The following is a 13654-nucleotide window of genomic DNA, read 5'->3' as shown; positions in this document are numbered from 1 at the left end:
ACATGCTGAAAAGAGCTTTGATCATTGCTTTAAGCTCGTTTACACTTGTCGCATGTAGTTCAGATAAAGAGATAAAGAAAGAATCTGATAAAGAAGCTGCAACTCCAGTTGTGAAAGAAGAGACAGACGTAGAAACGGAAGAGAAAAACCAATCACCGTTAACAGGTGAGGTACAAGAGAAAGAATCCACGGCGCGAGCGGTTGCTGTCATGGTGAATAATCACCCTAAGGCGCGTCCCCAATCAGGCCTTTCAAAAGCAGACATTGTGTATGAAGTCCTGGCAGAAGGGGATGTCACTCGATTCCTGGCCATATATCAAAGCCAAAAGCCTGAAGAAATCGGTCCTGTACGAAGTGCCAGAGATTACTATGTGGAGCTTGCCAAAGGATATGATAGTCTATATGTTGCCCATGGATATAGTCCAGAAGCACAGGAAATGCTGACCAGCGGTTTCATTGACAATATAAACGGCATGAAATATGATGGAACGCTGTTCAAGCGTGCAAGCTTCCGTAAGGCTCCTCATAATTCCTATATCTCCTTTGAGCATATCAAAGAGGGAGCGGAGCAGAACGATTTTGATATGGAACGTCCGCCGGAATCATTAAACTTTAGTGATAAGGGGCCGATAAGCGGAGAAGTATCCCGATCTGTCATGATTTCATATAACAATAATCCGCTGTTTAACGTAGTGTATGATTTCAACGAAGAAGAGGGCAAATACGAGCGTTACTCAAATGGTGAACAGACCATCGATTACGATTCCAAAGACCCTGTTTTAGTAGAAAATCTCTTTATAGTGGAAGCGTCTCATAAAATAGTCGACGATGCAGGCAGACGAAACATTGATTTTGAATCAGGCGGGAATGCGTACCTGATCCAAGAAGGAAAACTCCGGGAAGTTCAGTGGAAGAACGTAGATGGCAGAATCCTTCCTTTTGAAAATAATAAACCTGTCAGTTTGAGAAAAGGATCTACGTGGATCAATATCATTCCAAGTTCTGAAGGCTTGGCCGGGTCTGTATCATTTCAAGAATAGATGAAAAAGGAGTCTTTTTATGCAAATAAATAAACTAAGAGGCAAGGAGCTGGATCAGTTATTCAATGCTGTTCTATCTCTACAAGATCTTGAAGAATGTTATCGTTTCTTCGATGACCTTTGCACAATCAATGAAATTCAATCTCTTGCTCAGCGCCTTGAAGTAGCTCGCATGCTGCAGGATGGGAAAACCTATCATAAGATTGAAACAGAAACTGGTGCAAGCACCGCAACCATTTCTCGTGTGAAGCGTTGCTTAAACTACGGAAATGATGCCTACGAACTGGTATTGGATCGTGTGCATCAGGGGGAAAAATAATAGAAGGGACCGCTGTCATCATGATGAGCGGTCTTTGTTTTTGTGTGGGGATTTCATCTGTCTGCTCCTTCGACTCATACAAACTTTAACAATAGACGAGGTGATGCGGCTCCTTCTTACAAATGATATAATACGTTAGATGGATGTATGAATGGAGGAACAAAGCATGTATGATGTCCAAAAGTGGAGCCATGTATTTAAACTAGATCCGAATAAGACAATCGATGATGGAGATTTAGAAGCTATATGTGAATCAGGGACTGACGCCATTATTGTAGGGGGAACGGACGGTGTAACCCTTGAAAAGGTTCTTGATTTGATGGCACGGGTGAGACGATATACTGTTCCTTGTATTCTGGAGGTATCTAATTTGGAGTCGATTACTCCGGGCTTCGATTTATATTTCATTCCGATGGTGATGAACAGTTCGAACATGAATTGGGTGACAGGATTGCATCACCAGGCTGTAAAGGAATATGGGGAAATCATGAATTGGGATGAAATCCTTGTAGAAGGATATTGTATATTAAACAAAGACTGTAAGGCGGCACAGGTTACGGAGGCCGATACAGATATTTCAAGTGAAGACGCGGCAGCATATGCCATGATGGCAGAAAGAATGTTCAACCTGCCAATCTTTTACTTGGAGTACAGTGGTACATATGGGAATGTTGAAACGGTGAAAGAGGTAAGAGATTCACTGGAAAACACAACATTATTCTACGGTGGCGGTATTAAAACCGTCCAACAGGCGAAGGAAATGGCTGCGGTGTCAGATGTTGTCGTAATAGGAAATGCTGTATATGACAATTTGAAGGAAGCGTTAAAAACAGTAAAAGCAGTGAAGGGATAAGGATTAAACTGGAGGTCCGTCCCTAAGTAGGATATAATGAAATACAAATATAGAACGTACGTTCGTTATGGTGGTGTGAGAATATGCAATTTTTGACTGATCGATTGTTGAATGGAATGAATCCTGAGCAGGCAGAAGCTGTGAAGGCGACAGAAGGGCCGTTACTGATCATGGCAGGGGCAGGCTCCGGTAAGACAAGAGTATTGACGCATCGAATAGCGTATCTGATGGTGGAAAAAGGGGTCAATCCTTATAATATTTTAGCGATTACCTTTACAAATAAAGCAGCGAGAGAGATGAAGGATCGTATTCATAACATACTGGGTGGAGCTTCTGATAACATCTGGATCTCGACCTTCCACAGCATGTGTGTAAGAATCCTGCGACGTGATATTGACCGGATCGGGATGAACCGTAATTTTACGATTCTTGATTCTACCGATCAGCAGTCGGTGATTAAAGCGATTTTAAAAGAAAAAAATATTGATCCGAAAAAATTTGATCCCCGTTCGCTTTTGGGATCCATCAGCTCTGCGAAGAATGAGCTGACGACTCCCGAAGAATTATCCAAACAGGTAGGGGGATATTACGATCAAGTTGTCTCTGATGTGTACACAGAATATCAGAAGCGTTTACGTAAGAATCAGGCGTTGGATTTTGATGATCTCATCATGACGACGATTCAACTGTTTCAGCGTGTACCGGAAGTCCTGGAGTTGTATCAAAGGAAGTTCCAATACATCCATGTCGATGAGTATCAGGATACGAACAGAGCTCAATATATGCTCGTGAAACTGCTGGCTTCCCGCTTTCAGAACTTGTGTGTAGTCGGGGATTCCGATCAATCGATTTATCGCTGGCGCGGTGCGGACATTGCCAATATCCTTTCTTTTGAAAAGGATTATCCAAGAGCAACCGTTATTTTCCTTGAACAAAACTATCGTTCAACGAAGAGGATCCTGCAGGCGGCGAATGAAGTGATCCAAAAGAACTCGAATCGTAAACCGAAGAATCTTTGGACAGAAAATCATGATGGTGAAAAGATTTCGTATTTCAGAGCGGATACCGAGCAGACCGAAGCTCAATTTGTGACAGGTAAAATCAAAGAAATGACGGAAAGCGGTAAGAGGAAATATTCCGATTTCGCCATCCTTTATCGAACAAACGCCCAGTCCCGTGTGATGGAGGAAGTTCTTTTAAAATCAAATATTGAATACTCCATCGTCGGCGGCATCAAGTTCTATGACCGTAAAGAGATCAAAGACATATTAGCTTACCTGAGACTCATCTCGAATCCGGATGATGACATCAGCCTAATACGTGTCATTAATGTTCCGAAGCGGGGCGTAGGGGCAACCTCTGTAGACAAAATTGCCCGTTATGCACAGGATCATGATATTTCCATGTTCAGAGCGTTGGAAGAAGCGGATTTTATCGGGCTCAGTCCGAAAATAACGAAAGCCGTCATAGAATTCAAGGAAATGGTGAAAGGCTATACGGCCATGCAGGAATATCTGTCCGTAACCGAGCTCGTAGAAGAAATACTGGAGAAATCCGGTTACATCGATATGTTAAAAGCAGAAAAGTCGATTGAGTCTCAAAGTCGCTTGGAGAACTTGGACGAGTTCCTGTCTGTAACCAAAAGCTTCGAGCAGTCCAACGATGACAAGAGTCTTGTCGCATTTTTAACGGATCTGGCATTGGTAGCGGACATTGATAAGCTTGATGAAGATGATCAGCCAAAAGACTCGGTCATTCTGATGACCCTTCATGCTGCAAAAGGTCTTGAGTTCCCTATCGTGTTCCTGATGGGGCTGGAGGAAGGGGTTTTCCCACACAGTCGTTCCCTTATGGAAGAAGATGAGATGGAAGAAGAACGCCGTCTGGCTTATGTAGGGATCACCCGTGCAGAAGAACAGCTCTATTTAACAAATGCTCAAATGAGAACACTCTTCGGGCAAACGAAGATGAATCCTGTGTCCCGATTCATTCAGGAGATTCCAGCTGAATTGCTGGATGACGTGATGGCAGAGAAGAAGAGTGCCTTCACACCTTTCGGGAAATCAGCGAAAGCACCAACTCGTCCTGCCCCGCGTAAGCCTGTTTCACGACCGGTTCAAATGACAACCGGTGGTGAGTCTGTTGCATGGCAAGTAGGGGACAAAGCACAGCATAAGAAATGGGGTACAGGGACGGTTGTTAGTGTGAAAGGATCCGGAGACAGCGTAGAGCTCGACATTGCGTTCCCGAGTCCGATGGGAATCAAACGTCTGCTTGCCAAATTCGCTCCTATAGAAAAAGCGTAACAATCTAAAGTCGGGTGGGTAGTTCACTCCCGGCTTAAACTCAATCAATCTGAACACTTTAGCAAGAAAGGGTTGTGGAAATGGATCGACAATCAGCCGGAAAACGAATAAACGAACTACATGAACTGTTAAATCAGTATAACTATGAATATCATGTTCTTGATAAACCATCAGTTCCCGATTCTGAGTATGATCAGCTGCTGAGAGAACTCATCGAACTGGAAGATCAATTTCCTGATCTAAAAACATCCGATTCACCTTCTCAGCGTGTAGGAGGAGCGATATTGGACGCATTTGAAAAAGTGGAACATCGGACGCCGATGCTCAGCTTGGGGAATGCCTTCAATGAAGAGGATCTCCGGGACTTTGATCGTCGTGTCCGTCAAGCCATTGGAGATGATTTTTCCTATGTATGTGAGCTGAAGATCGATGGGCTGGCTGTTTCTCTTCGTTATGAAGACGGCGTCTTCGTTCAAGGGGCGACAAGGGGAGACGGATCGATAGGAGAAGATATTACATCGAACCTAAAGACCATCCGTTCCATTCCATTGAAGATTTCTGAAAAGATTTCCTTTGAAGTTCGTGGAGAAGCCTTTATGCCTAAAGGTTCCTTCGAAGCGTTAAATAAGATCAAAGATGAAAAAGGGGAAGAGCCTTTTGCCAATCCCCGCAATGCAGCGGCAGGTTCCCTCCGTCAGCTCGATCCTAAAATCGCAGCATCAAGAAATCTCGATCTCTTCTTATATGCATTAGCGGATGTTGGAGATACAGGGATCGACTCTCACAGTGAAGGGTTAGATAAATTAGAAAGTCTCGGATTTAAAACGAATCCTGAACGGAAGCAATGTGCGACAATTGAAGAAGTCATTGATTTTGTCGGCAAATGGACCGATCAACGTCCGAATCTGTCATATGACATTGACGGGATCGTGATTAAAGTCAATTCACTGGAGCAGCAGAAACAGCTCGGAACGACTGCGAAAAGTCCACGCTGGGCGATTGCATTCAAGTTCCCTGCTGAAGAAGTGGTAACTGTGTTAAAAGAGATTGAATTAAGCGTAGGCCGTACCGGGGTGGTGACACCGACAGCGATTTTGGAACCGGTCCGTGTCGCTGGTACAACCGTTCAACGCGCGTCCCTTCATAATGAAGATCTTATTAGAGAAAAAGATATTAAAATCGGCGATCATGTCGTTATAAAAAAAGCCGGTGATATCATCCCTGAAGTGGTTAACGTATTAGAAGACAAGAGGACGGGTGACGAACAGGAATTTCATATGCCCACTCATTGTCCTGAATGTGAAAGTGAGCTGGTCAGACTTGAAGGTGAAGTCGCCCTTCGCTGTATCAATCCTAAATGCCCTGCTCAGATCCGGGAAGGTCTGATTCACTTTGTATCCCGAAACGCCATGAACATCGATGGTCTCGGAGAAAAAGTGATCAGTCAGTTATTCAGGGAGAAATTGATTGAAGATGTGGCAGATTTATACCGTTTAGAGCGAGAGCAGCTTCTTCGACTGGAACGAATGGGTGAAAAATCCGCAGATAATCTATTGGATGCCATTCAAGCCTCAAAAGCCAATTCTCTGGAAAAATTGCTCTTTGGACTTGGGATCCGTCATGTTGGAGCAAAAGCGGCGAAAACATTGGCTCAAGAGTTCGGATCAATGGACAAGTTAATGAACTTGGGCAAAGAAGAGCTGACCAATGTAAACGAAATCGGTGATAAAATGGCAGATGCCATTGTGGCCTACTTTGAAAATGATGAAGTGAAAGAACTGATCCAGGAATTGAAGGTTGCCGGTGTCAATCTTGAATACAAAGGACCGAAGCCGGTAGCTGCAAGTGAAGTCGACTCTTATTTTGCAGGGAAAACCATTGTGTTAACCGGAAAAATTGAACGATTAAGCAGAAATGAAGCAAAAGAAAAGATCGAATTGCTAGGTGGGAAAGTCACTGGCAGTGTCAGTAAGAAAACCGATCTTGTCATCGCAGGGGAAGAAGCGGGATCAAAACTTACGAAAGCAAATGAGTTGAACATCGAAGTATGGGATGAGGACAAGCTGATGGAAGAACTTAACCGATAAGAGGTGTAACCAGTAATGAAAAAAGGGATTTCGGTCGCTCTCTCCGCACTATTGATATTAGGGGGCTGTGCTCCGACATTTGAAAAGCAGGATCAGGTCGTTCAGGAAAATCAAGATAGCGAAGCAAAAAAAGCGATCATTCCAAGCTTCCAGATATCCAAGGAATACTACAAGACGATGCTTCCGTATGAAACGAGTAAAACCCGTGGAGTCGTCGTCAATGATTTAGGATCAAGATATGATATCAATGAAATCGAAACGGGCTTGCTAAGGGTAGCCCAAAATCGCTTCTCAACGGATGAATACTTCTTCAAAGAGGGCCAATTCCTCACGAAGAAAACAGTTGATAGCTGGCTTCAACGAAAATATACAAGCGAACAGCTGGAAGAAAAAGGACTTCAAGAATCTGAGAATGTGGGGCTCAACCCTGTCCAGACAAAGGGTGAGAACGCACCAATCTACTTAGCCCATGTGATTGAACATAATTACTTAATGAAAAAAGAAGACAACAAGGTCCATCTGGGTGGAGTAGCAATCGCGCTGTCGTTGAATTCTGTTCAGTATGAAACCAATCTCTCATCTGGCACAAGAACAGTCAAAAACATTAGCAATGAAGTCTTAAAGGAACAAGGAGCGAGAATTGCCGACGAAGTCCTCAAACGTCTTCGTCAGAAAAAAGAACTTCAAAACGTTCCGATCATGATCTCGCTTTATAAACAGGCTCCAAAGGAACAGGTCGTGCCTGGCCATTTCTTCGCCTACACAACCGTTGAAGCAAACGAAAGCAGCATCCAAAACTGGGAAGGAATCAATGAAGATTTCTACTTATTCCCTTCTCCGGAAGCACAGGAGAATCATCCAAACGATTACAAAGTATTTAACGAGCTGAAAACGGATATCGAAAAATATTTTCCTGTTTACACGGGTCTGACGGGACAAGCACTATACCAAAACCAAAAGCTGTCCAATATGAAATTCGAGGTAGCACTGTCCTTCCAAGGAAAAGCTGAAACCATCGGATTTGCACAGCATCTTTCCGGCATGATCAGCAAGCAGACACCAGACACCTGGGATGTGGAACTCCTCGTGTCATCGTCCTATGGACCGGAAGCTCTGATCGTGAAGAAGCCTGGAAGTAAAGAAACGTATTTGCACATTTATGAATAAAAGAGGAAAAGGACTAATCTTATAGGTTAGTTCTTTTTTTGTTGAGGGATAGGACTGTAGAGGTATCACAGAAATTAGTCGGATCCTGTAGAACGGTTCATAAAATGAAAATAAGGTTGGTATATTGAAAATACGGTCGATAAATCTTTTTAAAGGTTGATAAAACTGAATAAAGGTTGATAAATTTCAATAACGGTCGATAAACCTGATCCTCCCATCGTCATGTACTTCACGATATTTACAAAAAACGAAACCAAGTGTGACGGATATACGTAATGCATATATAGATTGAAGACAGGAAAGGGGAAAAGGCTGATGGAAATAATCGCATTTGTTTTAGCCGGAGGGGCTTTCTCGATTGTCATGATCCTTCTTGAACAAAACAAGAAATTAGAAAAGAGAGTGAAGAAATTGGAGGACAAAATGTAATCGGTAAAAAGCTTGGGGAATCTCAGGCTTTTTTGTTTGGCTTTTACAGAGAAATGACCTATCTGCATCAGCGACAATTAACCAGTTTCAAAAAGCCATCCATGAAATTTTCTATTCCCCACCGTCTCATCATGTATATGAATGTATCATTTGTTGCAAAATAATGATGCTAACGTTAGTGAAATAACTGTAATCTCGACGGATTTATGAACGAAAAGTAACTTAATTTTATAAATTTTTATGAATAGATATAGCTAAAAAAGCGCTTTTATAAAAATATATGCACTTAATATGAATAATTATTCATATAGGTAAATGTATTTAGAAAATTCTGTCTGTTAACCTTGTGAATGTATGTTACTATTAATAACGTTGTGAACTTGTTACGGAACGTCGCTTCGCAGAATAAACTTTTTCAAACATTATTGAGTGAATAAGTTTACAACCCGTATGCATGGGGTAAAGAACTGTTGGACTTACAATTCGACATGTCTTTTAGCATGGTTCGAAAGTTAGATTAAGCACCTAACGAAAAGCAATACAAATTTATTGAAAGGAGAATGCTAACTACACAATGGATATAGCTACTTTAGTCACCTTTATCGTATATTTAGTTGGAATGCTCGCAATCGGTATTATTTCTTACAAATTAACAAGTAATTTATCGGATTACGTTCTTGGAGGACGTAGTTTAGGACCGGGGGTAGCAGCATTAAGTGCTGGTGCTTCAGATATGAGTTCATGGTTATTACTGGGACTGCCCGGCCTTGCTTATGCAATTGGTTTAGGGTCGATCTGGTTAAGTATTGGGTTAGTAATTGGTGCTTATTTAAACTGGAGATTCGTTGCTTCAAGACTACGCGCTTACACGGAGGTAGCAAACGATTCTATTACGGTTCCGGATTTCTTTGAAAATCGTTTTAGAGATGGTTCCCGTCTCCTTCGTGTCATTTCAGCAGTTATCATCTTGGTATTCTTTACCTTTTACACATCTTCAGGTCTTGTAGGCGGAGCGCTATTATTCCAGGAAACGTTCGGAATGTCTTACAATCAATCACTTTGGATTGGTGCAGCAGTAATCATTTCTTACACATTCCTTGGAGGATTCTTAGCAGTAAGTTGGACTGACTTCGTACAAGGTATTCTAATGTTCCTTGCATTGATCATTACACCAATCGTTGCGATCGCAGAGTTAGGTGGATGGAATGCTACAGTTGATGCTGTTCGTTCTGTAGACCCGGCGAATCTGGACACAATGAACACGATGACGGTTATGGGAGTCATTTCACTCCTTGCATGGGGACTTGGTTACTTCGGTCAGCCGCATATCATTACCCGCTTTATGGCACTTAAATCCACTAAAGATGTACCAAAGGCACGTTGGATTGGTATGAGCTGGATGACGTTATCAATGATTGGTGCTGTACTGGTCGGTTTCTCTGGTATCGCCTATTTCGCTGATATGCCATTAATCACAGGTGATGTTGATAATTCTGAGAAAGTATTCATCTTCTTTACAGATGTTCTATTTAACCCGTGGGTATCCGGAATTCTGTTAGCAGCGATTCTATCTGCTATCATGAGTACAATTGATTCCCAATTACTCGTTTCTTCCAGTGCACTAGCGGAGGATTTCTATAAAGCGATCATCCGTAAGAATGCTTCTGACAACGAGCTTGTATGGGTAGGTCGTATCGGAGTGCTTCTAATCGCATTCATCGCGATCGTGCTTGCCATTCAAGGTAACCCTGCCAATGGCGGCGGTACGAAGATTCTAGATCTGGTAAGTTACGCTTGGGGCGGATTCGGTGCCGCATTCGGACCAATCATCCTGTTGTCACTTTACTGGAAAGGTATGACACGAAACGGTGCTTTAGCTGGTATGATCACTGGTGCTATAACAGTCGTTGTTTGGAAACAGCTGACTGCAGCGGGAGTTATTCCATTCGAACTGTATGAAATTGTTCCAGGATTCTTCCTTGCTATGCTGGCAATCGTGATCTTCAGTAAGGTTGGACCACAACCAAGTGCTGAGATCCAAGCTGAATTCGACGAAGCAGTTGCCAAAGACATCGTAAAATAATGACAATATCGATAAGAGGTCCGTCCCTCGTCACTTAAAAGTGGCTGAGGGACGGACCTCTTTTTTGTTGTGCTTTATTTTTTTAAAGAAAGGAGAAATTGTGATGAATGTCCTCTTTGATAGTGTTACGAAATTTGTCGAAAGAAAATTATCAGAAAGTTGTTCCAAATTAAAATACTCTGTTATATAATACAAACATGCTAAATAATCTGTATTATAACAATAGTGATTTGTTTAATACTGCTAAGGAGTGATGGTGTTTAATGTCTACAAAAATGGTTGGTATCAAGGTAACTGGTGAACTTCAGCCAGGCTTTGATGAAATTTTATCCCAGAAAGCATTGCAGTTTTTAGAACAACTGGAGCGCCGATTCGGAGCAAAACGGAGAGAGCTGTTACACAACAGAGAGAAACTGCAGGAACGGATCAATGGAGGGGAACTTCCTCGCTTCTTAACTGAAACAGATTCGATTCGACAAAGTGAATGGAAAGTGAGTCCGATTCCTCAAGCCTTACAGGATAGAAGAGTAGAGATCACTGGACCTGTTGACCGGAAAATGGTCATTAACGCATTGAACTCAGGCGCAAAATGTTTCATGGCATGCTTTGAAGATGCCACTTCACCTACATGGACGAACCTCATTGAAGGACATATCAACCTCAGAGATGCAGTACATCAAACAATTGACTTCACGAATCCGAATGGGAAGCGTTATGAATTAAACAAAGAACATGCCGTACTAATTGTTCGGCCCAGAGGATTACATCTGGAAGAGAAACATATCGAATTGGATGGGAAATCGATATCAGCAAGCCTTGTCGACTTTGGATTATTCTTTTTTCATAATGCAACTCATTTAACCTCAACGAACAAAGGCCCTTATTTCTACTTACCTAAATTAGAAAGTCACGAGGAAGCGCGCTTCTGGAATGGCGTGTTTATATTTGCTCAGGAATATATCGGGATTCCTCAAGGAACGATCAAAGCAACGGTCCTGATTGAAACCATCACAGCGGCATTTGAAATGGATGAAATCCTTTATGAATTAAAGGAGCATTCGGCAGGATTGAACTGTGGAAGATGGGATTATATTTTCAGCTATATTAAAAAACTTAGGGAACAAAAAGATGTGATCCTGCCTGACCGTTCAACGGTGACGATGACAGCACCATTCATGAGATCGTATTCTTTGCTCACGATTAAGACCTGTCACAGGAGAGGTGCACCAGCAATTGGAGGAATGGCAGCTCAGATCCCTGTTAAAAATGATCCTGTTAAAAACGAAGAAGCGTTTAACAAGGTGAGAGCAGATAAAGAAAGAGAAGCGCGGGATGGTCATGATGGCACATGGGTAGCTCATCCTGGTCTCGTACCTGTTGCCATGGACGTTTTCAATCAGGAAATGAAACATGATAACCAAATTGCAGAGAAAACATTAGATGATTTGGAAGTGTCTGAGCAGGATCTTCTTGAAGTTCCTCAAGGGACGATAACAGAAGAAGGTGTCCGATTAAACATTAACGTCGGTATTCAATATATTTCTTCCTGGTTGAGCGGGCAAGGGGCAGCACCGATCCACAACTTAATGGAGGACGTGGCAACGGCTGAAATTTCCCGGGCTCAGTTATGGCAATGGATCCGTCATCCGAAAGGAATACTCGACGACGGGCGAAACATCACCATCGATCTCTATGAGCAGCTGAAGCAAGAAGAACTGACCAAACTCAAAAGCCAATTGGGAGAAGAACAGTACAAAAATCGCCGGTTCTCAGAAGCCGTCCAGCTATTCGATCAACTCATCCAGAACGAACAATTCACAGACTTCCTCACGATCCCGGGCTACCGAATCCTTTAGAGGGACGGACCTGCAAAAAGTATCGTCAAAGCAAAATAGGTTGAATACACAAGCCTGATTACTATATTTAATCACCTCTGCAGTGAATAGAGGGACGGACCTCAAACTAACTGCACATCGGATAAATACAACTTCACCAAAGAAATTAGCTTAATGCTTAGAATCAAAACCAAAAAACAAAAGGGAGAGATTATTAATGGTAAAAGCAAATAACGAGCGCGTAAAAGCACTACAGGAGAATTGGGAGATGGATCAAAGATGGCAAGGGGTATCTCGACCTTATTCAGCTGAAGATGTCATCCGTTTAAGAGGTTCAATTGATATAGAGCATACACTTGCCCGGCACGGATCTGAAAAGCTATGGAATCTTCTTCACAAAGAAGATTATATCAATGCACTTGGTGCCTTGACAGGAAACCAGGCTGTCCAACAAGTCAGAGCCGGTTTGAAAGCGATCTACTTAAGCGGATGGCAGGTAGCGGCGGATGCTAACCTTGCCGGGCAAATGTATCCCGATCAAAGTCTGTACCCGGCGAACTCTGTACCATCCGTCGTGAAAAGAATCAACCAGGCTCTTCAGCGTGCTGATCAGGTTCACTATGTTGAAGGTGATGAATCGATCGATTGGTTTGTCCCGATTGTAGCCGATGCAGAAGCTGGCTTTGGAGGACAGCTTAATGTATTTGAACTCATGAAGGGTATGATCGAAGCGGGGGCTTCAGCCGTCCACTTTGAAGATCAGCTTTCTTCTGAGAAGAAGTGCGGACACTTGGGAGGTAAAGTATTACTGCCGACACAAACGTCAGTGAAGAATTTAATTTCAGCACGTCTGGCGGCAGATGTAATGGGTGTACCAACATTAATCGTAGCCCGTACAGATGCGAATGCCGCAGATTTAATTACGAGCGATGTTGATCCGTACGATGCGCAGTTCATTACAGGGGAACGCACTCCTGAAGGGTTCTTCCGTACAAGAGCGGGCTTGGATCAGGCGATTGCAAGAGGTTTGGCTTATGCTCCTTATGCAGATCTTGTGTGGTGTGAAACATCTGAACCGAGTCTTGAAGAAGCCCGCCAATTTGCTGAGGCGATTCATGCTGAACATCCAGGGAAATTATTGGCGTATAACTGCTCACCATCCTTTAACTGGAAGAAGAAACTGGACGATGAAACGATCGCTAAGTTCCAAAAGGAGCTTGGAAAAATGGGCTATAAGTTCCAGTTTGTAACGCTTGCAGGATTCCACGCCCTGAACCATAGCATGTTCGAGCTTGCGAGAGGGTACAAAGAGCGCGGGATGGCTGCTTATTCCCAGCTTCAAGAAGCGGAATTCGCCAGCGAGAAATATGGCTATTCAGCTACGAGACATCAGCGCGAAGTAGGAACAGGCTATTTTGACGAAGTATCGATGGTGATTTCAGGTGGAACATCATCTACAACAGCCCTTAAAGGTTCAACAGAGGCTGCTCAATTCTAAAAATTAAATGGCATAAAAATATAAATGAAGGTCCGTC

At 42.8% G+C, this 13654-nt stretch carries 9 protein-coding genes; all 9 read left to right on the top strand.

Annotated features, from left to right (window positions below; translation table 11 throughout):
* Nucleotides 1-2 precede the first annotated feature (2 nt).
* The 9 genes from RSX31_RS21910 (at nucleotide 3) to aceA (ending at nucleotide 13617) form a co-directional block, all read left to right on the top strand.
* Nucleotides 3-1040 (top strand): DUF3048 domain-containing protein, encoded by a 1038-nt coding sequence (locus RSX31_RS21910; RefSeq protein ID WP_315636022.1) that lies wholly within the window; start codon nucleotides 3-5, stop codon nucleotides 1038-1040.
* A gap of 19 nt (nucleotides 1041-1059) precedes the next feature.
* Nucleotides 1060-1359, top strand: a complete 300-nt coding sequence (locus RSX31_RS21905; RefSeq protein WP_148967203.1) for a YerC/YecD family TrpR-related protein — start codon at nucleotides 1060-1062, stop codon at nucleotides 1357-1359.
* Nucleotides 1360-1525: 166 nt separating this feature from the next.
* A complete protein-coding gene (locus RSX31_RS21900) occupies nucleotides 1526-2212 on the top strand; it encodes a heptaprenylglyceryl phosphate synthase (protein WP_315636021.1) in 687 nt (228 codons plus the stop codon).
* Between the two features lie 83 nt (nucleotides 2213-2295).
* Entirely contained in the window at nucleotides 2296-4518 is a 2223-nt protein-coding gene (gene pcrA, locus RSX31_RS21895; RefSeq protein WP_315636020.1) for a DNA helicase PcrA, read from the top strand.
* An 80-nt stretch (nucleotides 4519-4598) separates the two neighbouring features.
* The gene (ligA, locus tag RSX31_RS21890; protein WP_315636019.1) at nucleotides 4599-6605 is read left to right on the top strand and encodes an NAD-dependent DNA ligase LigA; all 2007 of its coding nucleotides are present in this window, start codon (nucleotides 4599-4601) and stop codon (nucleotides 6603-6605) included.
* A gap of 15 nt (nucleotides 6606-6620) precedes the next feature.
* Nucleotides 6621-7772 carry a CamS family sex pheromone protein gene (locus RSX31_RS21885; RefSeq protein WP_315636018.1) on the top strand — a complete coding sequence of 384 codons (1152 nt, stop codon included), beginning with the start codon at nucleotides 6621-6623 and terminating at the stop codon, nucleotides 7770-7772.
* A 1003-nt stretch (nucleotides 7773-8775) separates the two neighbouring features.
* A complete protein-coding gene (gene putP / locus RSX31_RS21880; RefSeq protein WP_148995104.1) occupies nucleotides 8776-10284 on the top strand; it encodes a sodium/proline symporter PutP in 1509 nt (502 codons plus the stop codon).
* 263 nt (nucleotides 10285-10547) lie between these two features.
* A complete protein-coding gene (aceB, locus tag RSX31_RS21875) occupies nucleotides 10548-12140 on the top strand; it encodes a malate synthase A (RefSeq protein WP_315636017.1) in 1593 nt (530 codons plus the stop codon).
* Between the two features lie 196 nt (nucleotides 12141-12336).
* Nucleotides 12337-13617, top strand: coding sequence for an isocitrate lyase (gene aceA, locus RSX31_RS21870; RefSeq protein ID WP_148967210.1), 1281 nt, complete (start codon nucleotides 12337-12339; stop codon nucleotides 13615-13617).
* Nucleotides 13618-13654 lie beyond the last annotated feature (37 nt).

It is taken from the genome of Rossellomorea yichunensis (genome assembly GCF_032337515.1).
Classification (GTDB): Bacteria; Bacillota; Bacilli; order Bacillales; family Bacillaceae_B; genus Rossellomorea; species Rossellomorea yichunensis.
This window is presented reverse-complemented; position numbering and strand designations above follow the sequence as displayed.